Below are 23,568 nucleotides of genomic sequence, written 5' to 3' on the forward strand. Positions count from 1 at the left end.
CTAATCCTTGCTGAGGTCGCTAAGCAGGAAGGCGATGCTCTGTCCGCTCTCGCTCTGTTCAAGGGCAATTTTAACGATGATGGTCAGCGGCACCGAAAGTAGCATCCCCACCGGTCCCAGCAGCCAGCCCCAAAAAATCAGCGACAGGAACACCACCAGCGTCGAGAGCCCGAGCCCGCGCCCCATAATCCGCGGTTCGAGGATATTGCCGAACAGCAGATTGATCACCAGATAGCCCGCGAGCACGATCAGCGCGTCATACAGGCCGCCGAATACCAGCACCTGCAAAATAGGCGGAATGGCCGCCAGCACCGAGCCGATATTGGGAATATAGTTGAGTGCGAAAGCCAGCAGCCCCCACATAAAGGCAAAGCGCACGTCCAGCAGTACCAGCATGCCCCAGACCACCAGCCCGGTAACCAGGCTAATGGCGGTTTTTAGCACCAGGTAGTGCGAGACGCTGTCGAGCGCGCGCTGGATTGCGCCCATGCCCTCAACCGGGCGGGTCATCAGCTGCTGCAGCTTGGCCGGCAGCTGCGGAACCTCCAGCAGCATAAATACCACCGTCAGCAGCAGCAGGAAGATCGAGGACATGGCGTTCGAGAGCTGGGTAAGCAGGCCGGTCACCATCGTCATGACCGCGTTGGGGTCTATATATTTGTTCAGCTCGACGACGGAAACGGTAAAGCCGAACCTCTGCAGCCACGGGGTGATGGTCTGCACCGGTTCTGATAACGACGTGCGATACTGCGGCAGGGTGCGCGCCAGCTCGTTCAGGGAGGTGCCCAGCGAGGCCAGCAGAACCACCGCCAGCATAACGATGGCGCTGATCAGTAGCGAGATCGCCAGCACGCGCGGCACCCGACAGCGCACCAGCAGCTGCACCAGAGGGTTAAGGACCACCGCGAGAAACAGCGCCAGAACAAAAGGTACGATGATATCCGCGGCGAAGCGGATGCCGGTAAGGATGATGACCAGCATGCCCAGCATGATGACAATCTTTAATCCGTTAAGAGTGATGATGGGTTTGGCCATACGAATCCCTGAAAATAGAGCCTGGTTTTCCTCACAGTGTAGACGCAGATGCGGATAAAAAATCACGACTTTTTTGCGTGCAGACCGTGGAGTAATTGTTCGCCATGCTTCTGTCGGTGGCGATAAAATCATCACGCGACCAAATTAAAATAATGACGCGTAATCATAATGGCGATCGGCATCAGAAAAAGCTAATCCAAATCAAATAGTCGAAGTAAAGAAATGCAAAGGCTTTGAGTATAATGTAGCATTATGCTACAAATTAACTGTGTATAACTACCGAGGACAATTTTCATCCGCAATGACGAGAAGCAATACCGCGGATAATTGTAATTTTATGGACAATCAGTTCAGTATGTATATTTCTAATCACCCTGCATTTTCCCGCACAAACTCCCGCTTTGTTGGCGAACAGCACTGGCGCTCGGCGCTTTAGACCCTCTCTCTCTGCCTGAGCTGGCGCAGCATGCGCACGGCTAAATCTACGTCAGAATTTTTTCGGTTTACCTTTGCTGTAGGCCGTCATGGATTATATTCTCAAGCAGGAGAAGGGATCATGTTTTATTGGGTTTTATTAGCCCTGGCCATCATTGCAGAAATTACCGGGACCCTTTCGATGAAATGGGCGAGCGTCAGCGGCGGCCATACAGGTTTTATTTTGATGCTGGCAATGATTGCGCTTTCATATATTTTTCTGGCCTTCGCGGTTAAAAAGATTGCCCTTGGGGTGGCCTACGCTCTGTGGGAAGGTATCGGTATTTTGCTGATCACTCTGTTCAGCGTGCTGCTGTTTGATGAGACGCTCTCGGTGGTCAAAATGGCGGGTTTGGCGACGCTGGTGGTCGGGATTGTCTTAATCAAGTCCGGGACCCAGAAGGCGGTAAAGCAGCCTGAAGAGAGGACCCATGCAGCAGTTTGAGTGGGTTCATGCGGCCTGGCTGGCGCTGGCTATCGTGCTGGAAATTGTCGCTAACGTCTTTTTAAAGTTTTCCGATGGTTTTCGTCGCAAGATCTACGGCGTGATGTCACTGCTCGCCGTGCTGGGCGCGTTCAGCGCGCTATCGCAGGCGGTGAAGGGGATTGAGCTGTCGGTGGCCTACGCCCTCTGGGGCGGCTTCGGCATCGCGGCAACCATCACCGCCGGTTGGGTACTGTTCGGCCAGCGTTTGAATAGTAAAGGCTGGATCGGCGTGATGCTGTTGATCGTCGGAATGGTGTTAATAAAACTGGCCTGATCTAACGCCGCCTGCGTCCGCGGGCGGCAAAATCTGTTCTCTGTATTACTCTTTAAAAAAGAGTATATTCGGTGCGTTTTTCCCCAGCCGCGATGAGGATAGATAATGGTTAATTTGCCTGGTTGGCGTCATCTTCCTTCGGCCAAAACGCTTTCGGTCATTATTCTCCTGGCCGGGATGGGCCTGATCGCTTCCGTTATTTCTCTGCTTTATCTGTCGCAGCACCTGATTGGCATCAAGGCGAATGAGATCGATCGCCATCGCTCGGTACTGTCGGTTAACGGCGCGGTGCAGACCTCGGTGAATCGGGTGATGTCGCTGGTGCTGGATAACTCCATCTGGGACGACGCCGTGAAGCAGACCTACGCGCCAACGCTGGATAGCAAATGGCTGTTTGATTCCTGGGGTTCGGGGTTCAAAATAAATAACCTCTACGACGGTACCTTTGTCCTCGATCAGCACTACCGGGTGCTGTGGGGATCGTTTCGTAGTCAGTCCTTTAATGAAACGGATATCCGCTTTTTCGGCAGCGGCCTGCAGACAATGATCGCTCAGCACGCCGAGGCGCTGCGTAGCGGAAAAAGCGCCTACGCCGGGATCACCCGTACCCGGGAGGGCATTGCTTTTATTGGTATTGGCCTGATTCGCCCGACTATGGGCCGCCTGCAGGTGTACGACGATACGCGGCGCTATCTGGTCATTACCCGGCACATTAACCCCGATATGCTGCAAAAGCTCGGGGATACGTTTCAAATTCGTCATCTGCATACCAGCGAAACCCGCGGCGACTATAGCGTGGCGCTGCGCACCAACGCCGGTGAGACTATTAGCTATCTAAGCTGGCAGCCGCGGCTGCCGGGGGTGGAAGCGGCTCAGGCGGCCTCCGGCAGCATTCGCCTGATCGCGCTGGTGGCTGCCAGCCTGATCCTGCTGTTCATCCTCTTTAGCTGCCTTGGGCTGTATAAGCTGGCGCGCGGCGAAAAGCTGGCGCGTAAAATCGCCATGACCGACTGGCTGAGCCAGCTGCCCAACCGGCGGGCGCTGATTGAGCGGCTCAACGCGCTGTGCGAGCGTTCGCAGCACCAGATGCAGAGCGTGGTGTTTATCGACCTCGATGGCTTTAAAGATGTTAATGACAACTATGGGCATGACGTCGGCGATGCGCTGATTACCCATATAGCCCGCGAGCTGCAGGAGAGGGTGCCCGTCGGGGGAATGCTGGCGCGGATGGGCGGCGATGAGTTTGCCATGACCGTCGGCGGCGAGCAGGCGGTAATTCAGGCGTCGGCGTTCGCATGGGCGGTGCTGGAAATGCTGAAATCACCGATTGACCTGAGCGATCGCAAAATCTATATCAGCGCCAGCCTGGGGATCGCCAGCGGAACGCCGGCGGCCTGCTCCAGCACCGAGCTTTTTCGCCGCGCCGATATCGCCATGTATCATTCGAAGAAGACCGGAAAGGGGCGCACGACCTGGTACGACGAGGCGCTGAGCGACGCCAGGCAATATCAGCTGAATCTGGAAAACGGCATCCGTCAGGGGCTGGAAAATGATGAGTTTGACGTCTGGTATCAGCCGATAGTCAACGCCGGGACGCTGACCATCGAAGGCGTGGAGGCGCTGATACGCTGGCCGCGGCGGCCCCAGGGCGCGCTGCCGCCGGACGCGTTTATCAGCATCGCCGAGAGCAGCGGCCTGATTTACGCGCTCGGTCAGTTTGTGCTCCATCGCGCCTGCTGCGACCTGCAGCCGATGGGGGATCTGATGCTGTCGGTGAATATCTCGCCGGCGCAGTTTCGCGACCCGGAGTTCGAGTCGCGGGTGGTGCAGGTGCTCGCCCGCTGCCATTTCCCGGCCCGCCGCCTGCAGATTGAAGTGACCGAGAGCTACGTGATGGAGAACCCCGATCGCGCCCGCGCGGCCATTGAAAACCTGAAGGCGCTGGGTACGGCCGTTGTGCTGGATGATTTCGGCATCGGTTACTCCAGTATCGGTTATCTGCGCAGCTTCAGTTTTGACAGTCTGAAGATTGATAAATCGTTGGCCGGGCTGGTAGATACCGATCCGCAGGCGGCGGAGCTGGTGCGCGGTACCGTGCGCATTGCCGGCGCGCTGGGAATGACGGTGGTGGCGGAAGGGGTGGAAAATCAGCAGCAGCTGGCGCTACTGCGTCGTGCGGGATGCGACAAGCTGCAGGGCTACTATTTCAGCGAGCCCATGCCGATTGCCTCTTTGCTTCAGCTGCGCCAGCAGCAGGGCTAACGGTTACTCGCTGGCAAGCGTCTCCAGCTTGTCACGAAAACCGGTCACCGAAATGGCCCGATTATCCGCGCGCCAGCGATCTTTCGGCCCCGGAGCCGAGCTTTGGACGGCAATCACCTGCCAGCCGCTATCGGTTTTTAACAGCAGCGGCGAACCGCTATCGCCGGGTAAGGTATCGCACTGGTGTGACAGAACCGAGGTCTGCGCCCAGCCGGTAACGATGCAGTCCTGATGGTTGTACAGATTATCGAGGTGATCTTCCGGGTAGCCGGACTGGGTCACCTTGCGCTCGGCGACCTTTAGCGCGGCGGTCAGGTCGGCCTTACTGCCGGGAAACACGGGGATCGGGTCGATTCCCGAAGGCGCGTAGCGCAGTACCACTAAACCAAAGTCCGAGGGCGCTGCGGCGGAGGGGACGATCCAGCCGTCGCCGTCGGCCTTCAGGCGCTTGCCTAACGACGGGTCTACGCGACCCTCGACGCCGTGAATTTCGTAAACCCAGCCGTTTTTACGCGAGATAAAGCGCAGCGCAACGACCTTATCCGGTTTACCCTTCGGCGGCGTCAGCAGGCAGTGCCCGGCGGTTAGCGCCAGGTTGGGGGAGATCAGGGTGGCGGTGCACAAATTGCCGCTGGCCGTTTCCAGCTGGCCGATGGCGTCCCAAGGGGCTTCGGCGGGGTTGCTTACCGGCTTGCGGTCATCATGACCAAAAAACAGGGTCTTGATATCTTTCGCGCTCATGCCGTCATCGTCAGCGTGCGCAAACAGAGGAAACAGGCAAAATGAACACAGTAATAACAGTACGTCTCTACGCATATCACTCTCTGAGGAGATAATTATACTCACCATCCTGCAGGACACCTTAGTGAGCGCGGCGGGGATGATTTTGGCTATATTGAAAGTAGCAGGAGATTTAAGTTTATGAAAGTTAACAGTAATTTTAATTAAACCAGCAGGCCGTCAGCATTCAGAAAAGTCCCTTTTTTCACGCAAAGAAGGTCGATAACTCAACCAGTTAGCGCGCATTTCTTGCTGCTGTCATTTCCGCAGAAACCGGCTCCGGAAGCAACAGATATCGGGTTACAGAAAGTACCAAAAAGAGGACGCCGTGTACGCAAGGGCATGATGCGTTTTGCCAGCGTTTGTTCATGATAATTAGTCAACTAATGTCATAGAAAACAAACAACTTCACAAAAACCCGCCCATTTTTACACCATTTGTGCTTACTTGCAAAACGAAACATTTTCTCACTCAAAATGCTGTTATTGATAGCTGCCGTTGAGCAAGCAGAGATGTTGTCCCCGCGATGATATCGGTGATTTCTGGTTCCTGTCTCGGGAGGACATATGTCAAAAAAAGGTATTCGTGCGTTGGTTTATGTTTCCGTTGTCTCCGTCTTTATCTGGGGGGCGGCGGGGTATCTGGTGGCGCAGGCGGTTAGCGTTTTGTAAACCACCGCCCCAATCGCGGCACGTTATCGCGGCACCTTTCCCCGACGAAGGACCCCGTCGGGGAAAGGCCCCGGGAGGTGAGCGAGTAAAAACGCCTGCAGCAGGGCGATGGGCTGCGGGCTGAGCGTATTTGCGGACCACACCAGATAGTATCCCTCACCGGTCGCGACGGCCTGCCTGAACGGTAGCGTCAGCAATCCCGCCTGCAGCGCCTGTTGGCTAAGCAGCAGATCCCCCACCGAAACGCCGTGGCCGCTCATGGCCGCCATATTGCCCTGTTCAAGGCTATCGAAAACCAGCCCCTGGGCAAGATCTACCGCCGGCTGCTGCCCGCTATGCTGCAGCCAGCGCCGCCAGTCGCGGCGATCGGTGGTCGGATGAATCAGCGGGCAGGAGGCTAAGTCTTCACGCGCCGCTGAGGCCATTGCCGGCGAACAGACCGGGATCAGCCACTCCGCGAACAGCAGCGTCTGGCGCTTATCCGCGCCAAAATTCCCGTCGCCGAGGAGGATGGCGCAGTCGTACGGTTCCAGAGCAAAATCCACGCTATCCTTGTCCATCCACACGCTGCTGAGCTCGATTTCAGGGCGCTGATGCTGCTGGCGAAATTGCCGCAGTACGTCCAGCAGCCAGCGCATGGTTAGCGTGGACGGGGCCTTCAGCCGCAGTTTTCCCGCCTGTCGGCGCAGCGTATGACAGGCTCTGTCGATAGCCGAAAAGCTCTCCTCCAGCGCGTTTGCCAGCTGCCGCCCGGCATCGGTGATGATCACTTTTGGCCCCTGGCGAATAAAAAGTCGGCATTCGAACCAGGCTTCCAGGGTGCTGATATGCCGGCTGACGGCGCCGGGGGTAACGTGCAGCGCGGCGGCGGCCTGGCTAAATGAACCCAGCCGCGCGGCGGTCTCAAACGCGCGCAGAGCATACAGCGGAGGCGTTGACATCGTTATGGATCTCTATGGTGAGTAATACTCACATTCAAACTCACCATTTCTCGTTTTTCAACCAGGAAATCAAAGGACAGAATGCATCAATCTGAATAATTGAGTGAGTTATTTTCATGAACTACGTGCTGGTGGCGGGATATTGTCTGACGGTTGTGGCCCTGATTGCGACTCCGGGTCCGGTGGTGCTGCTGGTGACCGGTACGGCAGCGCGGGAGGGCTACGCCCGCGCGGTACGTACGATGGTCGGCGGAAATCTGGCCTCGCTGCTGCTGATTGCCGTAGCGGCGGCAATGCTGACCGGCGCGCTGCACCTCGACCCCCAGGCGCTGGCGCTGGTGGCCATCGGCGGATCGCTGTACATTGCCTTTCTGGCGATAGGGATGCTGCGCGCAACCTCAGCCGCTCACCCGGCGGCCCGCCGCAGTGGTGGGCTGGCGGTGGGATTTATCACCGCGCTGGCTAATCCAAAAGATATCCTGTTTTTTGTCGCGTTTTTTCCGCAGTTTATTCATATCACCGCTGATACCGGCGTAAGCCTTGGGATACTCACCGCGCTCTGGGTCGTTATCGACCTCAGCGTACTCTCACTTTATATTCTCGCCATTCATCGCTGGCTGACGCTGGCGCATACCCGGCGTTTGACGACGATTTCAGCCGCTTTTTTGCTGGCCCTGGCCCTTTACGGTTTTGGTTACAATCTCTGGCAGCTGATCGGTAGCCGGGTATAAGAAAGCGGCTATGCTCGAAAGAGAGGAGAAAAAACGATGATAGAGAACGACGCGCTTCGCGCAGCTGCGAACGGTGAAAGAGACGATATTGCGCCTGCGGTATTCGCCGCCGGGCTCCTGGCTGCCAGGGAGAGAATTACGCAGCTGGAGCGGCAGCTGGCAACGCCGGTCAGGCTGCCCGTCTGTTGTGCGAGTCCGGTATGTGAAATTGAAGCGGGCTATGCGGCAGGGGTCAGCGATTGTCGAAATGCGATCCGCCTGGCGGGTTATCCGATCGAAGGGGATGATTAAGCGGGGCCGCGTTAGTAGAGGAAAAAGCGCGTCGCAACCAGCGCACAGATAATCAGCAGGATCAGAATAAGCTCGAAACGGTAGCGCCGCAGCATAGTATCCTCCAGAAAAAAACGGCGCTGAAGCAGCGCCGATTTATTACGATACCAGACTAACCGGGGTAATTATGCAGCCGGCTGTGCAGCTGGTTTAGCCGCAGCGTGGTGCTTGGTAGTTTTGTGGTGTTTTTTAGCAGCCTGAGCTTTCTGCGCTACCGGTTTAGCAGCGGCTTTGTGGTGTTTCTTTGCGGCCTGGGCTTTCTGAGCAGCGGCTGGTTTAGCTGCAGCTTTGTGGTGTTTCTTAGCGGCCTGGGCTTTCTGAGCGGCAGCCGGTTTAGCTTCAGCTTTTTTGTGTTTTTTCACAGCCTGAGCTTTCTGCTCTGCGGCCGGTTTAGCGGCGGCTTTGTGATGTTTTTTGTGATGAGTGGTCTTGGCAGTGGTGCTGTGAGTTGCAGCAGCCGGAGCCTGAGTGGTGCTTACCGCGTCAGCGGCGAAAGCAGCAGAAGACAGACCCATAGCAGCGGCAACGACCAGAGCTAATACTTTTTTCATTCTGATATCCTCGAAAAGGTTTTTTTCATTCAACCCCACTGCGGGGCCGGTGAAAGAACTATATGCTTCTCTTTTCGAGCTTTCCGTGAGTGTTTGGTATCGGCGTGTAACCGAATGTACGACGCGGTTCATCATGCAGAAATAATGCGCCGGGACGTTGCCCGGCGCGGAGTTTTACAGATAGCGGGAGGTCAGATGCTGGCGGAAGTAGTCGCTGTTCAAATCTTCCCCGGTGGCGTTGCGGATCAGCTGGGAGGTCGTGAAACGGCTGCCGTGCTGCCAGATGTTCTGCTGCAGCCAGCCGAACAGGCTGGAGAAATCACCGCTGGCAATCTGGCTCTCCAGCTGCGGTAAAGCGCGTCTGGCGGCCGCCATCAGCTGCGCTGCGTACATCGCCCCCAGCGTGTAAGAAGGGAAGTAGCCAAAGCCGCCGTCGGTCCAGTGGATATCCTGCATACAGCCGTTGCGATAGTTACCGGTGGTGGACAGGCCCAGCCAGCTTTGCATTTTTTCATCCCAAAGCGCCGGAATATCCTCAACCTCGATGTCGCCGTCAATCAGCGCCCGCTCAATCTCATAGCGCAGAATAACGTGCGCCGGATAGCTGACCTCATCGGCATCCACGCGAATAAACCCGGGCTTGACGCGCTGATTCCAGGCGATGAAATTGTCGCTGCCGAACGCCGGCTGCTCGCCGAAACGCTGGCGAACGGCAGGCAGCAGACGGTTTAAAAACGCGTCGCTGCGGCCCAACTGCATTTCGAAAAACAGGCTTTGTGATTCGTGGATCGCCGTTGAGCGGGCGAGGGCGACCGGCTGGTCGAGCCATTTGCGCGGTAAATTCTGCTCATAGCGGGCGTGACCCGTTTCGTGGATAACGCCAAACAGCGCGCTCAGCAGATCGCTTTCGTTGTAGCGGGTGGTGATGCGCACGTCCTGCGGCACGCCGCCGCAGAATGGATGGGCGCTGATATCCAGACGCCCGGCGTTGAAGTCAAAGCCCAGTACGCGCATCGCTTCCAGCCCCAGCTCGCGCTGGTCGGCGATGGGGAACGGGCCCCGCGGCTCGATTAGCGGATGCTGCGCCTGTTTTTCAACGACGTTAGCCAGCAGCGACGGCAGCCAGGATTTGAGGTCGGCAAACAGCACGTCCAGCCGGGCGCTGGTCATATCGGGCTCGAAAATATCCAGCAGGGCGTCGTACGGCGAACAGCCCTTAGCTTCGGCGCGCAGGGCTGCCTCCTGGCGGCTGAGCCTGACGACTTCGCGCAGGTTTTCGGCGAAGCCCTCCCAGTCATTGGCCGGTCGCTGGCTGCGCCAGGCGTGTTCGCAGCGGCTGCCGGCCAGAGATTTAGCCTCAACAAGGCTCTCCGGCAGCAGGGCCGCCTGGGCGTGCTGGCGGGTCATTTCGCGCAGGTTGGCCTGCTCAACATCGTTAAGATCTTCCTGACGGGCGTCCTGGAGCGCCTGAGTCACGCTCTTATCGGTCAGGATTTGGTGCTGCAGCACGCCCAGCTCCGCCAGCGCCTCGCCGCGCGCCGCGCTGCCGCCCGGCGGCATCATGGCGAACATATCCCATCCGGCGATGGCGCCAAGATGCGAAAAGCGCGACAGACGTTGGAAAGTACGGGTAAGCTGCTGATAGTTTTTATTTTCTGCCATAGTAAATTCGGACCTGTTGCAAGTGAACGAAAGGCATAGCCTGTTGACTCCTACACTATCCTGATCCTCCGCACGGGTCGAGGGATGAGCGTGAATTGCCTCCCGGGATAAGCGCGGCGACGGCCTGCCGCTGCGGCAACTGAAACCACCAGGGTGTCCGCCTACGACCCGCATCGCCGCGGCGGTCAGTCATCATAATGTCATCGTGATGTGGCCAGGATAGCAGATTCTTTCTGAGCCAGCGGCTAAACTCATCAAGAGCCAGGGCCGCTGCTGCGGGGTAAATATGAATCCGTTCACCTTGCTGTTTATCGCACTACTTTCAATCGATGCCGTCAGGGAGCTGCTGGGGGCGTCATCGGTGCTAGGAATGTGGTGAGCAGCGTGGCCGTGAAGGCCACGTGATGACTTGCTATTTGAGACGGTTGTGCAAACAAGCGCCGGTAATGAGTGCTGCCGTTAACATCAGGGCGATAAAGCCGCCAACGCCATTCCAGCCGTAGTTATGCCAGAACACTCCGCCTAAGGTCCCGGCAATACTTGACCCCAGATAATAGCTAAACAGATACAGCGACGATGCCTGCCCGCGGGCGCGTCGGGCGCGTGGGCCAATCCAGCTGCTGGCGACCGAGTGCGCGGCAAAAAAACCGGCCGAAAAGAGCAGCATGCCGCTGAATATCAGCCACAGCGAGGCGAAAAGCGTCAGCAGCAGGCCGCCAAGCATTACCGAGATGGAGAGCAGCATCACCGGGCCGCGCCCGTAGCGGGCGGTCATTGCCCCGGCCTTCGGCGAGCTCCATGTTCCGGTCAAATAGGCGACCGAGAGCAGGCCGACCACCGCCTGATTCAGCGACCACGGCGACATCATCAGACGATAGCCGATGTAGTTAAACAGCGTCACGAAAGACCCCATCAGCAGGAACCCTTCGAGAAAGAGCAGCGGCAGACCGCGATCGCGCCAGTGCAGGCGGAAGTTAATCAGCAAGGATTTTGGCCGCAGCGAGGTCGGGCGGAAATGGCGCGACTCCGGCAAAATTCGCCAGAACATAATGGCTGACGCGAGGGCAAAACAGCCGATTGCCGCCAGCGCCACGCGCCAGCCGAAGAAATCGGTAAACACCCCGGTGAGCAAACGTCCGCTCATCCCGCCAATAGAGTTGCCGCTGATGTACAGCCCCATCGAGAAGGCCACCACGCTGGGGTGGATCTCCTCGCTCAGGTAGGTCATGCCGACGGCCGCCACGCCGCTGAGCGACAGGCCGATCAGCGCGCGCATGATAAGGATCCCGTGCCAGGTGGTCATTACCGTTGACAGCAGGGCGCAGCAGGAAGCCAGTACCAGCGCGGTGACCATCACCTTTTTACGCCCGATGGCGTCGGAGACAGGACCGGTAAACAGCAGCCCGACGGCGAGCATGGCGGTGGAGATCGATAGCGATACGCTGCTGCTGGCCGGGGTGATGCCGAACTCGCTCGACAGCACGGGAAGGATCGGTTGAACGCAATAGAGCAGGGCAAAGGTTGCGAGACCGGCAGAGAAGAGCGCCAGGGTGACGCGCATAAACTGAGGGGTACCGCGTTTGATGAACTGATTTGGCTGGGATACGACATTGTCGATGACCTCGCTTGCCGGCGCGGTGTCAACGGTAGTTGTGCGACTCACGGAAAATCCTTGCTGAGAAACTCGGGGGTTATGTGACCTCACAGATCACATTTTTAGGGTATGAAAATGTAAATATTCTGTCTAATATATTAATAATCTCAAATAAGACGTTTTAAATATGAATATCGAGCTGCGCCACCTGCGCTACTTTATTGCCGTTGCCGAAGAGCTCCACTTTGGTCATGCGGCGGCGCGGCTGAATATCTCTCAGCCGCCGCTCAGCCAGCAGATTCAGATCCTTGAGCAGCAGATCGGCGCCCGGCTTTTTGCCCGCACCAACCGCAGCGTAAGCCTGACGGCGGCGGGAAAACAGTTTCTTGCCGATAGCCGCCAGATCCTCACCCAGGTTGAGGATGCCGCCGCGCGGGCGGGGCGTCTGCACCACGGCGAAACCGGCGAGCTGCATATCGGCTTTACCTCCTCGGCGCCGTTTATTAAGGCCGTCTCCGATACCCTGTCGACCTTTCGCCGCCGCTATCCGGACGTGCACATCCAGACCCGGGAAACCAATACCCGGGAACAGATTGTGCCGCTTAACGAAGGGGCGCTCGACCTGGGGCTGATGCGCAACACCCAGCTGCCGGAAACGCTGGTGTGGCAGTGCATTCTGCGCGAACCGCTGCTGGCAATGGTGCCCAGCGATCATCCCCTGGCGCGCCAGGATGCGGTCAGCCTGGCGGAGCTGGCGCGTCAGCCGTTTGTCTTCTTCGACCCGCACGTGGGCACCGGGCTGTACGACGATATTCTGGGGCTGATGCGCCGCTATGGCTTAACGCCGACGATAGCTCAGGAAGTGGGCGAGGCGATGACGATTATTGGTCTGGTGTCGTCCGGGCTTGGCGTATCCATTCTGCCAGCCTCATTTAAGCGGGTTCAGCTCAATGAAATGCGCTGGCTGCCGATCGTCGAGCAGGATGCTGTGTCCGAAATGTGGCTGGTCTGGTCAAAGCATCGCGAGCAGGGGCAGGCGGCACAGCGCTTCCGGGAACAGCTTCTTCACGCCGCCGTAAGGCATAATTAGGACAAAATCAGCTCAAAATTGTGCAGTAAATCACAAGGCTAAGCAAAAATTTGACGTGCACCGTCGAAGTGCTTCACCATAGCTGAAAGTTTATTTCGAAGCGCGAAAATAAAGGGAGTCAACGGTGGTAGCGGATAGTCAGCCTGGCCATATCGATCAAATAAAGCAGACCAATGCAGGAGCAGTGTATCGCCTGATTGATCAGCTTGGCCCGGTATCGCGCATCGATCTCTCCCGTTTTGCTCAGCTGGCCCCCGCCAGTATTACCAAAATTGTCCGCGAGATGCTGGAAGCGCATCTGGTGCAGGAAACGGAAATCCAGGACCCGGGCAGCCGCGGGCGCCCGGCGGTGGGCCTGATGGTTGAAACCGAGGCCTGGCACTATCTTTCCGTGCGCATCAGCCGGGGAGAGATTCACCTCGCGCTGCGGGACTTAAGCAGCAAGCTGGTGGTCGAAGAGCAGCTCGAGCTGGCGCTGCAGCATGAGCAGCCTTTTCTGACGCGGGTCGTTGAGCATATCGATCGTTTTTTTATCCGCCATCAAAAGAAACTGGAACGCCTGACCGCGATTGCCGTCACCATGCCGGGAATTATCGATACCGAAAATGGCATCATTCATCGGATGCCGTTTTATGATGACGTGAAGGATCTGCCGCTCGGCGAAGTGCTGGCCAACCATACCGGGGTTTCGGTTTATATTCAGCACGATATCAGCGCCTGGACTATGGCGGAATCGCTGTTTGGCGCCTCCAGAGGGGCGAGGGACGTGATTCAGGTGGTTATCGACCACAACGTCGGCGCCGGGGTGATTACCGACGGTCGCCTGCTGCATGCCGGGAGCAGCAGCCTGGTGGAAATAGGTCATACTCAGGTCGACCCTTATGGCAAACGCTGCTACTGCGGCAACCACGGCTGTCTGGAAACCATTGCCAGCGTGGAGAGCGTGCTGGAACTCACCCAGGTGCGGATGACCAAATCGATGAGCTCAATGCTGCACCAGCAGCCGCTGAGCGTTGAGTGGCTCTGTCAGGCCGCGCTGCAGGGGGATTTGCTGGCCCGGGATATTATTAGCGGCGTTGGTCAGCACGTAGGACGGATTCTGGCGATCATGGTTAACCTCTTCAATCCGCAAAAAATTCTTATCGGCTCTCCGTTTAGCCTCGCGGCGGATATTCTGTTTCCGGCTATTTCTGACTGTATTCGTCAACAGTCGCTGCCGGCCTATAGCCGACATATTACCGTCGAAAGCACCCAGTTCTCCAACCGCGGAACCATGGCCGGTGCCGCGCTGGTCAAAGATGCCCTCTATAACGGATCGCTGCTGATACGACTGTTACAGGGTTAACATTTTTTCATAGTCACACTAAAAATTGCGCTATCTCAAGCTGGCATTCATCGGCTTCGCGTAGACTTTTCCCACAGTTTAGTATCCATTTTCTGTATATATCCGCAAAAATCACGCAGCAGGAAGGCCGCCACGCAGGGAATCCCGACCCTTACTCCGGTAAGCGTCCAGGGGGAGCGAGGACGCTTACCGCAATGCCGCCTGAGGGCTGACGGATATATATTTCATCAATATAACTGTGGGGTTAGTGATGTTTAAGCGTTTCTTTATAACAGGTACTGACACTGCCGTCGGGAAGACGGTGGTTTCGCGTGCGCTGCTGCAGGCACTGGCCGCTGATGGCAAAAGCGTAGCCGGGTATAAACCTGTGGCGAAGGGCAGCAAAGAGACGCCGGACGGATTGCGTAACAAAGACGCGCTGATTTTACAAAGCGTGTCGACGCTGGCGTTACCCTATGATGCTGTCAATCCCATAGCGTTAAGCGAAGATGAAAGTAGCGTGGCGCACAGCGGGCCGATCAACTACGGGCTGCTGACTGACGGCCTGCAGCGCCTGAGCGGTCAGGTTGACCACGTGGTCGTTGAAGGGACCGGCGGCTGGCGCAGCCTGATGAACGATCTGCGTCCGCTTTCCGAATGGGTGGTGCAGGAGCAGCTACCGGTACTGATGGTGGTGGGCATTCAGGAAGGCTGCATCAACCACGCTCTGCTGACCGCCCAGGCCATCGCCAATGACGGCCTGCCGCTTATCGGCTGGGTCGCCAACCGCATTAATCCGGGGCTGGCGCACTACGCTGAAATCATCGACGTATTAAGCAAAAAGCTGCCGGGGCCGCTGATTGGCGAACTGCCCTATCTGCCGCGCCCCGAGCAGCGCGAGCTGAGCCAGTATATTGACCTGGCGCGGCTAGGCGAGGTGATGGCGGTAGATCGAGTCCTGGCGTAGCGTCCGGGAAAGCGCCGATGCCAGCACGCCGGCCTTCAACAAACCGGGCAGGAGCGCATATTGCCCGGTCATTTCACAAATCATCAGGGTCGACATAATCGGGGGCATGCCTTGTTGCCGCCAGAAACGTCGCCATTCCAGCCAGACCCAGCATAATTGCCGCTGCAGAGCTATGCCGCCACAGGCCGCTGAAGCTGGCGAACAGCATCCCATTGCCAGCCCGACGAACAGCGTCGGCGTAAACACGCCGCCAGGCGCTCCCGAGCCGCCGCCACCGGGGGAGATGGAAAGTTTTTATGTGACGTTGTCACTCATGGGTTGACCATGCCGAGGTCGTCGGCATGGTCATAAGGCTAGCGATACAGCGGTTTATCGGCGACGGCAAGAGTCAGCGCGTTTTGCCACTCCGCCAGCGTTGCCTGGCTTAGCTGACCCAGGGCCTGGTAGAAAGGATGTCCGGCTTCGCTGACGAAAACCGCCAGGAAGCGGCCCGACCAGGGCAGCAGATGCCGGGCCAGCAGCTGCGAAAAGGCCTCGTCCTGCCCGGACTCACATAGCCAGGCGGCCAGCAGCAGAAGGGTGCCGAAACTATCTTCCGGCTCGTTATTCTGCGCGGCGCGGGCGATGCCGTTCAGCCGCATCCACTCCCTGAGCTCCAGCGTCGAGTCGCCAAACAGGACGTTTTCTTTATCCAGCCAGACGGAACCCCACGGCGGCGCCGGCAGGGCCCAGGGGCCGATAAACAGGCGCTGCCACGCCTCGGCTAGCGGCTCGTCGTTTTCTTCAGCGAACCGGGCAACCAGCGTAGCGGGCACCGTATAGGGCCACTGGCTCTGCCAGCTTCCGTCGCGCAGGGCGTTGACCAGCGGGGCGGCCTGCTCGCTCTGCGGGGCAAATGAAAATAGCGCGCCCAGAGTGCGGGCGCTCAGCGCGACGGCGTCGCGGAATGGGGGTTGCATCATGCTCATGTTCCTTACGCGCGAAAAATTAATCGGCAACCGCCGTGCCGACGATCATATGCAGGCCATAAAACAGGCCGCGGCCAATCAGCTCTCCGGCCAGTACCAGCAGCAGCCCGAGGGATAACCCGCCGATACGCGGGCGGGTACGTCGGATCAGCGGGCACAGCCAGCAGCCCAGGCCAAGAGCCAGCAGCGCGATGCGCCAGATTTGCCAGCTCCCGTACCCGGGAACCAAGGCGTCGGCGCGCTGCACCGGGCTCTGAATATCGCCGAGGCCAAAACCTTGCAGCACGACGATGGCGATGCTGGCCAGCAGCGCCAGAACGCTCAGCGAGGCGAAGACGCGGCCGTCAAACTCCACGTTGGCGGCGCGCAGCAGCAGCGCGGCAAACAGCGGGCCGCAGAGCAGCATGGTCAGAAAAAAGGCGCAGGTGGTATAGCCATTATACCATGTCGGGACGGTATCAATCTGGTAAACCCGGGTCATCGCAAAGACAAAAACGCCCCCAGCAGCATGCTCGCGGCCAGCCATATCGTGCTCAACGCGACGGGCATTTTTTGCGTTATTGCCAGCAGCCACCACAGGCCGCCGACGGCAAAGAAGAGCATCCCGCTGGCGATTTCGTTACTCAGCGCCGACTCGCCGAGGCGATTGAGCGAATTGAACGCCCGCAGCGGTGAACCGAGGTGCAGCGTGGAGGCGAGAAAACCGACCCCCATCAGCAGCCAGATATAAAACATGCTGCGCACCAGGCGCTGCCGGGCCTCGGAGTTATTTTTCAGCGACAGCCAGCCCAGACCGCTCACAATAAGCGCCCCCGCGGCGCATTGCCCCAGCACCGTAAACAGCACCAGCGGCCATTCATGCCATCCGTTTCCCATACTCGTCCTCCTCAGACTTTGGCGATTTCAACCAGGTTGGTGTGCTGCGGATTACCTTTCGCCAGCGGCGACGGACGATGGGTGGTCAGCGTATTAATGCAGGCGCCGCGGTCGATACGATCGCCGAGCATGTTGGCGTCATGCCACGCGCCCTGACCCATTGCCGATACGCCGGGCATAATGCGCGGCGTCACTTTCGCCGGAATGCGCAGCTCGCCGCGCTGGTTAAAGACGCGTACCAGATCGCCGTTTTTAATCCCGCGCGGTTCCGCGTCCAGCGGGTTAATCCACACCTCCTGGCGGCAGGCGGCCTGGAGAATATCGACATTGCCGTAGCTTGAGTGGGTACGTGCCTTATAGTGGAAGCCAAAAAGCTGCAGCGGAAACTGGCTGCACAGCGGGTCATCCCAGCCTTCAAAGGTGGAGGCGTACACCGGCAGCGGACTGATGGTTTCATCCGCCGCCAGCTGCCAGCTGGCGGCGATGTCGGCCAGCCGGCTGGAGTAGATCTCAATTTTACCGGAAGGCGTCTTGAGCGGATTGGCGAGCGGGTCGCGGCGGAAATCCCGGTAGGCGACAAAATGTCCTGCGGGATCCTTACGCTTATAGATCCCCATTGCTTTGAGTTCGTCGTAGCCGGGCAGCGCGGGGTCTTTCGCCAGCATCAGGGCGTAAAGGTGCTGCAGCCACTGCTCCTGGGTTCGTCCTTCGGTGAACTTTTGCAGGACATCATCGCCAAGGCGTTTTGCCACTTCGCTGAGGATCCAGTAAATCGGTTTTCGCTCAAACTTCGGCGACGTGGCGGGCTGAATAAAGATCAGGTAGCCCATATTACCGGCGTAATCGTTAGGAATAATGTCCTCCTGCTCGACGGTCATCAGGTCCGGAAGCAGGATATCGGCATACTTAGCCGATGAGGTCATAAAGTTATCAATCACCACGATGGTTTCGCACTTTGTCGCGTCCTGCAGAATCTCGTGGGTCCTGTTGATGTCAGAGTGCTGATTGACGAGGGTATTCCCGGCGTAGTTCCACAGGAACTTGATCGGGACGTCCAGCTTATCCTTCCCGCGTACGCCGTCGCGCAGGGCGGTCATTTCCGGCCCGCGTTCGATGGCGTCGGTCCAGCTAAAGCAGGAGATGGCGGTTTTCACCGGGTTAGTCAGCACCGGCAGGCGCTCGATGGTGATGGTATAGGTTGATTCACGTGCGCCGCTGCCGCCGCCGCTGATTCCGACGTTACCGGTCAGAATGGGCAGCATAGCGATCGCCCTTGCGGTCAGCTCGCCGTTGGCATGGCGCTGCGGCCCCCAGCCCTGACAAATACAGGCCGGTTTGGTGCTGCCGATTTCTCGCGCCAGCTTGACGATACGATCGACCGGAACGCCGCAAATCAGCGACGCCCAGTGCGGCGTTTTAGCGGTTCCGTCATCACCTTCGCCAAGGATGTAGGCCTTATAATGGCTATTTGCCGGCGCGCCTGCGGGCAGCGTTTTTTCATCGTAGCCCACGCAGCAGATATCAAGGAACGGCTGGTCGACAAGGTTTTCAGTAATCAGCACCCAGGCGATACCGGCCACCAGCGCCGCATCGGTTCCGGGGCGAATGGGTATCCATTCGTCTTCACGCCCGGCGGCGGTATCGGTATAGCGCGGATCGATAACGATCATTCTGGCGTTGGAGCGCTCGCGGGCCTGTTCGAGATAATAGGTTATCCCGCCGCCGCTCATGCGGGTTTCCGCCGGGTTATTGCCGAACATCACCACCAGCTTGCTGTTCTCGATGTCGGAGGTGCTGTTGCCTTCGTTGGTGCCGTAGGTGTAGGGCATGGCGCAGGCAATTTGGGCGGTACTGTAGGTTCCGTACTGGTTCAACGAGCCGCCGTAGCAGTTCATCAGGCGGGTCACCGGGGAAGCGGAGGGCGACGAGCGGGTCATATTGCCGCCGACGATCCCGGAAGAGTAGTTGATATAGACCGCCTCGTTACCGTACTCCTTAACGATCCGCTGCAGGCTGCTCGCCAGGGTGTCCAGCGCTTCGTCCCAGCTGATGCGTGCAAACGTTCCTTCGCCGCGTTTACCTACTCGTTTCATCGGATAGTTCAGGCGGTCAGGGTGGTTGATGCGCCGGCGGATAGAGCGGCCGCGCAGACAGGCACGCACCTGATGATCGCCATAAATATCCTGCCCGGTGTTATCGGTCTCAACCCACACCACTTCGTCATCGCGGACGTGCAGACGCAGGGCGCAGCGGCTGCCGCAGTTAACCGAGCAGGCTCCCCACACCACCCGCTCTTCGCCCTGGGCGGCCTGCTGAACGGCCGCCGCCGCGCCGCGCAGGCTAAACGGAAGCGACAGTCCGCCGGCCGCTAATGCCAGTGAACCGATCGCTGAGGATTTTATTAGGGTACGACGGCTGAGGCCGCCATCATATTCCGGATCAGACATTACTCACTCCCTGATTGTTATTATGATGAAATTCCGCCGGTGGCTTAATTCGTGCGGACGGGAGAGTAATAATACTTATATAGAGGTAGGTGGATATTATCCCTGGTCAACCCAGGGATAATATCTTTCACTTGAAGCAGCGGAGAGCTACTGCGCTTCGCTGTCGGTACCGGCGCTGCGGGTATAGGTAATTTTATAGGCGTCGTTGGCGCAATGTCCGACAACCTGGGTGCCGGGCTGGTCAGGCTGGTCGCTGGGGACAATGCTCAGGCTAAAGCCCGTCGCCGGTACGCCGTTATTGATAATTTTCTGCTGAATATCGTTTTTTACGCGTTCGCAGGAATCCGGTGCGGCAAGCGCTGATGTCGAACCCAGCAGCAGAGCCGCGCATAGCCAGGGTGATATTTTCATCATAAACTCCTTATTAACGTCATCCAGATCTAAGCATAGCAGACCTGGTGTAAACAATTGTATTTGCTAATATGATTGCATATGTACACAGAAGGAACCGGGCGTGAACAAACTGTTTTTACTGGTACTGGCGGCCGTGGCGCTCAGCGCCTGCGACAATAAATCCGCGCCGCAGGCTTTTACGCCTGAAATGGCGAGTTTCTCCAACGAATTTGAATTTGATCCGCTGCGTGGCCCGGTGAAAGATTTCAGCCAGACGCTGCTCGATGAACATGATGAAGTGGTGAAACAGGTCAGCGGACGATTATCCAGCGAGGGCTGCTTCGATCTGCTGGCTTTCCAGGATCGCGAAAACAACACCGGCGCGACGCTGCTGCTTGACGCGAACTACTATCTCGATGCGCAAACGCGGGAAAAGCGCCTGCGTCTGCAGGGTAAGTGTCAGCTTGCCGAAATGCCGTCGGCGGGGATGAGCTGGGAAACGGATGATAATGGCTTCGTGGTGACCGCGCGAGGCAAAGAGACCACGGCCAGCTACCGGTACGATGACGAAGGCTATCCGCTAGGCAAAACCACCACCGCCAAAGATCAGCGCTTTACGGTGGTCTCAACGCCGGCGGCCGATCCGCGTAAAAAGCTGGACTACACGGCGGTGAGCACCTTTAACGATCGTGAGCTTGGCAGCGTGCGGCAGACCTGCGACTACGATGGTCACGACAACCCGGTGAAGTGCGAGCTGCAGGTTGTCGATGAAAGCGTGCAGCCGCCGTTAACGCGCCGCTACACCATCAAAAATAGCATCGAATACTACTGAGCGGTTGGCTTCAGCAGCGTCGGGCCCGGCGTGCGATGTTCGCTAAGATACTGGTGCTGGAACAGGCACATCCGAATGGTATTACGATATTCGCCGTTAATGAAAAACTCGTGAATGAGTTCGCCTTCCACCATAAACCCAAGCTTGCGGTAGATGTGGATCGCTTTTTCATTTTCGCTGTCGACGATGAGGTACAGCTTATAGAGGTTGAGTACCGTAAAGCCGTAGTCCATCGCCAGCTTAGCGGCGCGGGTAGCAAGACCTCGCCCCTGATAATCCGGGGAGATAATAATCTGAAACTCGGCGCGGCGGTGGACGTGGTTAATTTCAACCAGCTCGACCAGTCCGGCTTTTTCACCGTCGCACTCAATCACAAACCGGCGTTCGCTCTGATCGTGAATATGCTTGTCATAGAGGTCCGAGAGCTCGACAAAGGCCTCATACGGCTCTTCAAACCAGTAGCGCATGACGCTGGCGTTGTTATCGAGCTGGTGAACAAAACGGAGATCTTCGCGCTCTAGCGGGCGCAGCTTGACGGTATGAGCGTCAGTCATGGGAGTTCCTGTGCAGCAATGCTGGAGATAATAGTGGATTATGGCGCCCGCAGGCGCCATGCGTGACGGGTTACGGTGCTACCGCGCGGCCGGTGCGGCGATCGAGGCAGCGCAGGGTGTTCGGCTCCCAGTACGCGTTGACGTTCGCGCTTTTCTGGCAGTTATCCTGGGCATCAAAAGCGACGTCGGCCTTATCCCATTCTTTCTCGGTGCGGGTGTTGACCTTATGGCGTAAAGAGCGGGTATCGTTCCACTGCTCTTTTTCCATGGCGGCGTGCTGACGGCTCTGCGCGCTATCGCCGGATTCAATCACCAGCGTGTCAGTTTTGGCAAAAGACGATGCGGTGTAAGCCGCGGCGCTCAGCGCCAGCATGGCGGTCAGGCACCAGCGTTTATTCAGTGTCATTTTCATCACGGTTTCCTTTGAGTGATAAAAAGGGTTAGCCCTTAATATGAGTTTACTACATCTCTTTTCTACGGCATACCCGGCAAAAGGAAGTGGGAGCGGAGCAATTATCGCGTAGAATGGCGCCATTCTCTGCGCTATTTACGTATCTTTAATGCTTAAAACCACGCTGCTCTTTTTTGCGACCGCCCTGTGCGAAATCCTCGGCTGCTATTTACCCTGGCTCTGGCTAAAGCGGGGCGCCACGCCGCTGCTGCTGCTCCCCGCCGGGCTCGCGCTGGTTATGTTCGTCTGGCTGCTGACCCTGCACCCGGCGGCGAGCGGGCGTGTTTACGCCGCCTACGGCGGAGTATATGTCTGCACCGCGCTGCTGTGGCTGCGCTTCGTTGACGGCGTTAAGCTCAGCCATTATGACTGGGCCGGCGCCGTTATTGCGCTGTGCGGAATGCTGATTATCGTCGCCGGGTGGGGCCGCGCCTAGCCCAATCGTCAGCTGCGGCGTCGGGCAAACGCCGCGCCGTTCGCGCGGCATTGTGCCCGTTTCCTCCTCTGTTTTCCGCCTTTCTTTCGCAAATGACCGCCGCGTCACGCCCGGGCATTAATGTGATCGATGACATCTTTTTCGATCATCATACTTGTATGGTAGTAGGTCTGGTGATTTAATTTTATTCACTAACCGCAGAGATGTAAGGAATAAAAAAAGATGAAGATCGTTGCCGCTGAAGTTTTCGTCACCTGTCCCGGACGTAACTTTGTTACGCTAAAAATTACGACCGATGACGGGATCGTCGGGCTGGGGGATGCCACCTTAAACGGCCGTGAGCTGTCCGTCGCATCGTACCTGCAGGATCACCTCTGCCCGCAGCTTATCGGCCGCGATGCCCAGCGTATCGAAGATATCTGGCAGTTCTTCTACAAGGGAGCCTACTGGCGCCGCGGCCCGGTGACCATGTCGGCCATCTCCGCCGTCGATATGGCCCTGTGGGATATTAAAGCGAAGGCGGCGGGGATGCCGCTGTATCAGCTGCTGGGCGGGGCATCCCGTGAAGGGGTAATGGTTTACTGCCACACCACGGGCCACTCCATTGACGAAGTGCTGGATGATTATGCCCGCCACAAAGAGATGGGCTTTAAGGCCATCCGCGTGCAGTGCGGTATTCCGGGAATGAAGACCACCTACGGGATGGCAAAAGGTAAAGGGCAGGCCTACGAGCCGGCGACCAAGGGCCTGTGGCCGGAAGAGCAGCTGTGGTCGACGGAGAAGTATCTTGATTTTACCCCGCAGCTGTTCGCCGCCGTGCGCGAAAGATTTGGCTTCAATGAACACCTGTTACATGACATGCACCATCGCCTGACGCCGATCGAAGCCGCGCGCTTTGGCAAGAGCATCGAGGAGTATCGCCTGTTCTGGATGGAGGACCCGACTCCGGCAGAAAACCAGGAGTGCTTCCGCCTGATCCGCCAGCATACCGTGACGCCCATTGCGGTGGGGGAAGTCTTTAACAGCATCTGGGACTGCAAGCAGCTGATAGAGGAGCAGCTGATTGATTATATCCGTACCACCGTGACCCACGCCGGCGGGATCACCGGCATGCGCCGTATCGCCGATTTTGCTTCACTCTATCAGGTGCGCACCGGCTCCCACGGGCCGTCCGACCTGTCGCCAGTCTGTATGGCGGCGGCGCTGCACTTCGACCTGTGGGTACCGAACTTTGGCGTGCAGGAGTACATGGGCTACTCCGAACAGATGCTCGACGTTTTCCCTCATAGCTGGACGTACGACAGTGGCTATATGCACCCAGGGGAAAAGCCGGGGCTGGGAATTGAGTTTGACGAGAAGCTGGCGGCGAAATATCCCTACGATCCGGCCTGCCTGCCGGTTGCCCGGTTAGAAGACGGCACCTTGTGGAACTGGTAAG

General features: G+C 57.8%; 25 protein-coding genes and 2 pseudogenes. 13 read left to right on the top strand and 14 right to left on the bottom strand.

All coding sequences use genetic code 11. The features are described 5' to 3' along the window. Complete coding sequence (locus tag QFI97_RS14345; RefSeq protein WP_331834300.1) at positions 1–1,035, bottom strand: AI-2E family transporter; 1,035 nt, start codon at positions 1,033–1,035, stop codon at positions 1–3. Positions 1,036–1,390: 355 nt separating this feature from the next. Between QFI97_RS14345 and QFI97_RS23600 the strand changes: the two genes are divergently transcribed. The 4 genes from QFI97_RS23600 to QFI97_RS14360 all read left to right on the top strand — a co-directional run bounded on the left by QFI97_RS23600 (position 1,391) and on the right by QFI97_RS14360 (position 4,532). Next, positions 1,391–1,471, top strand: coding sequence for a protein YdgV (locus QFI97_RS23600; RefSeq protein WP_499843352.1), 81 nt, complete (start codon positions 1,391–1,393; stop codon positions 1,469–1,471). A gap of 120 nt (positions 1,472–1,591) precedes the next feature. After that, on the top strand, positions 1,592–1,954 hold the full coding sequence (gene mdtJ, locus QFI97_RS14350; protein ID WP_095103237.1) for a multidrug/spermidine efflux SMR transporter subunit MdtJ: 363 nt from the start codon (positions 1,592–1,594) through the stop codon (positions 1,952–1,954). Further along, positions 1,941–2,270, top strand: coding sequence for a multidrug/spermidine efflux SMR transporter subunit MdtI (gene mdtI / locus QFI97_RS14355; RefSeq protein WP_346431428.1), 330 nt, complete (start codon positions 1,941–1,943; stop codon positions 2,268–2,270). Before mdtJ ends, mdtI begins: the two co-directional genes overlap by 14 nt. 105 nt (positions 2,271–2,375) lie before the next feature. Then, positions 2,376–4,532, top strand: coding sequence for a putative bifunctional diguanylate cyclase/phosphodiesterase (locus tag QFI97_RS14360; protein WP_346431429.1), 2,157 nt, complete (start codon positions 2,376–2,378; stop codon positions 4,530–4,532). Positions 4,533–4,535: 3 nt separating this feature from the next. Here QFI97_RS14360 and QFI97_RS14365 read toward each other — a convergent pair whose 3' ends face one another. Both QFI97_RS14365 and QFI97_RS14370 read right to left on the bottom strand, forming a co-directional pair. Beyond that, on the bottom strand, positions 4,536–5,348 hold the full coding sequence (locus tag QFI97_RS14365) for a trypsin-like serine peptidase (RefSeq protein ID WP_095103243.1): 813 nt from the start codon (positions 5,346–5,348) through the stop codon (positions 4,536–4,538). Positions 5,349–6,006: 658 nt separating this feature from the next. Continuing rightward, a complete protein-coding gene (locus QFI97_RS14370; protein WP_346431430.1) occupies positions 6,007–6,924 on the bottom strand; it encodes a LysR substrate-binding domain-containing protein in 918 nt (305 codons plus the stop codon). Between the two features lie 116 nt (positions 6,925–7,040). On the opposite strand from QFI97_RS14370, the gene QFI97_RS14375 reads away from it, so the two are divergent. Continuing rightward, positions 7,041–7,655 (top strand): LysE family translocator, encoded by a 615-nt coding sequence (locus QFI97_RS14375; protein WP_095103245.1) that lies wholly within the window; start codon positions 7,041–7,043, stop codon positions 7,653–7,655. A gap of 36 nt (positions 7,656–7,691) precedes the next feature. Next, positions 7,692–7,946, top strand: coding sequence for a hypothetical protein (locus QFI97_RS14380; protein ID WP_346431431.1), 255 nt, complete (start codon positions 7,692–7,694; stop codon positions 7,944–7,946). Positions 7,947–7,957: 11 nt separating this feature from the next. Here the strand turns inward: QFI97_RS14380 and ydgU are convergent, their stop codons facing one another. The 3 genes from ydgU to QFI97_RS14390 form a co-directional block, all read right to left on the bottom strand. Next, on the bottom strand, positions 7,958–8,041 hold the full coding sequence (ydgU, locus tag QFI97_RS23605) for a small membrane protein YdgU (protein ID WP_095103248.1): 84 nt from the start codon (positions 8,039–8,041) through the stop codon (positions 7,958–7,960). A gap of 69 nt (positions 8,042–8,110) precedes the next feature. Beyond that, positions 8,111–8,536 carry an acid resistance repetitive basic protein Asr gene (gene asr / locus QFI97_RS14385; protein ID WP_331834294.1) on the bottom strand — a complete coding sequence of 142 codons (426 nt, stop codon included), beginning with the start codon at positions 8,534–8,536 and terminating at the stop codon, positions 8,111–8,113. Positions 8,537–8,710: 174 nt separating this feature from the next. Next, positions 8,711–10,198, bottom strand: coding sequence for a carboxypeptidase M32 (locus tag QFI97_RS14390; RefSeq protein WP_346431432.1), 1,488 nt, complete (start codon positions 10,196–10,198; stop codon positions 8,711–8,713). 286 nt (positions 10,199–10,484) lie between these two features. Here QFI97_RS14390 and QFI97_RS14395 point away from each other — a divergent pair, with 286 nt between their 5' ends. Continuing rightward, positions 10,485–10,577 carry a KPN_01571 family protein gene (locus QFI97_RS14395; RefSeq protein ID WP_223261803.1) on the top strand — a complete coding sequence of 31 codons (93 nt, stop codon included), beginning with the start codon at positions 10,485–10,487 and terminating at the stop codon, positions 10,575–10,577. Positions 10,578–10,610: 33 nt separating this feature from the next. Here QFI97_RS14395 and ynfM read toward each other — a convergent pair whose 3' ends face one another. Continuing rightward, entirely contained in the window at positions 10,611–11,861 is a 1,251-nt protein-coding gene (gene ynfM / locus QFI97_RS14400) for a multidrug efflux MFS transporter YnfM/SxtP(Kp) (protein WP_095103251.1), read from the bottom strand. Positions 11,862–11,979: 118 nt separating this feature from the next. Here ynfM and ynfL point away from each other — a divergent pair, with 118 nt between their 5' ends. The 3 genes from ynfL to bioD all read left to right on the top strand — a co-directional run bounded on the left by ynfL (position 11,980) and on the right by bioD (position 15,173). Next, a complete protein-coding gene (gene ynfL / locus QFI97_RS14405; RefSeq protein WP_331834291.1) occupies positions 11,980–12,882 on the top strand; it encodes a multidrug efflux transcriptional activator YnfL/SxtR(Kp) in 903 nt (300 codons plus the stop codon). A gap of 124 nt (positions 12,883–13,006) precedes the next feature. After that, entirely contained in the window at positions 13,007–14,227 is a 1,221-nt protein-coding gene (gene mlc, locus QFI97_RS14410; RefSeq protein WP_095103577.1) for a sugar metabolism global transcriptional regulator Mlc, read from the top strand. Positions 14,228–14,477: 250 nt separating this feature from the next. Then, a complete protein-coding gene (bioD, locus tag QFI97_RS14415; protein ID WP_095103253.1) occupies positions 14,478–15,173 on the top strand; it encodes a dethiobiotin synthase in 696 nt (231 codons plus the stop codon). Here bioD and QFI97_RS14420 read toward each other — a convergent pair. From QFI97_RS14420 to QFI97_RS14440, 5 genes and pseudogenes are all read right to left on the bottom strand, one after another. After that, positions 15,135–15,443: pseudogene (locus QFI97_RS14420) on the bottom strand (chloride channel protein); the annotation flags it as partial. The gene bioD and the pseudogene QFI97_RS14420 sit on opposite strands and share 39 nt — an antisense overlap. Before the next feature lie 83 nt (positions 15,444–15,526). Continuing rightward, complete coding sequence (gene dmsD / locus QFI97_RS14425) at positions 15,527–16,135, bottom strand: Tat proofreading chaperone DmsD (RefSeq protein ID WP_346431433.1); 609 nt, start codon at positions 16,133–16,135, stop codon at positions 15,527–15,529. 25 nt (positions 16,136–16,160) lie between these two features. Next, positions 16,161–17,017: pseudogene (locus QFI97_RS14430) on the bottom strand (DmsC/YnfH family molybdoenzyme membrane anchor subunit). 11 nt (positions 17,018–17,028) lie between these two features. Next, positions 17,029–19,464 carry a selenate/tellurate reductase subunit YnfE gene (gene ynfE / locus QFI97_RS14435; protein WP_346431434.1) on the bottom strand — a complete coding sequence of 812 codons (2,436 nt, stop codon included), beginning with the start codon at positions 19,462–19,464 and terminating at the stop codon, positions 17,029–17,031. A gap of 147 nt (positions 19,465–19,611) precedes the next feature. Continuing rightward, entirely contained in the window at positions 19,612–19,875 is a 264-nt protein-coding gene (locus tag QFI97_RS14440) for a DUF1161 domain-containing protein (RefSeq protein WP_346431435.1), read from the bottom strand. 103 nt (positions 19,876–19,978) lie between these two features. Between QFI97_RS14440 and QFI97_RS14445 the strand changes: the two genes are divergently transcribed. Next, positions 19,979–20,689: a YnfC family lipoprotein gene (locus QFI97_RS14445; RefSeq protein WP_095103260.1), complete on the top strand. Its 711-nt coding sequence runs from the start codon at positions 19,979–19,981 to the stop codon at positions 20,687–20,689. Here the strand turns inward: QFI97_RS14445 and speG are convergent. Further along, positions 20,683–21,243, bottom strand: coding sequence for a spermidine N1-acetyltransferase (gene speG / locus QFI97_RS14450; protein ID WP_095103262.1), 561 nt, complete (start codon positions 21,241–21,243; stop codon positions 20,683–20,685). The two genes, QFI97_RS14445 and speG, sit on opposite strands and share 7 nt — an antisense overlap. Positions 21,244–21,313: 70 nt before the next feature. After that, complete coding sequence (locus QFI97_RS14455; protein ID WP_095103264.1) at positions 21,314–21,655, bottom strand: DUF1283 family protein; 342 nt, start codon at positions 21,653–21,655, stop codon at positions 21,314–21,316. 148 nt (positions 21,656–21,803) lie between these two features. Here QFI97_RS14455 and QFI97_RS14460 point away from each other — a divergent pair, with 148 nt between their 5' ends. Both QFI97_RS14460 and manD read left to right on the top strand, forming a co-directional pair. Continuing rightward, the gene (locus QFI97_RS14460) at positions 21,804–22,130 is read left to right on the top strand and encodes a YnfA family protein (RefSeq protein ID WP_290018672.1); all 327 of its coding nucleotides are present in this window, start codon (positions 21,804–21,806) and stop codon (positions 22,128–22,130) included. Positions 22,131–22,352: 222 nt separating this feature from the next. After that, positions 22,353–23,567: a D-mannonate dehydratase ManD gene (gene manD, locus QFI97_RS14465; protein ID WP_346431436.1), complete on the top strand. Its 1,215-nt coding sequence runs from the start codon at positions 22,353–22,355 to the stop codon at positions 23,565–23,567. Position 23,568: the final 1 nt, after the last annotated feature.

It is taken from the genome of Klebsiella scottii (assembly GCF_036561945.1).
Taxonomy (GTDB): Bacteria; Pseudomonadota; Gammaproteobacteria; order Enterobacterales; family Enterobacteriaceae; genus Klebsiella; species Klebsiella scottii.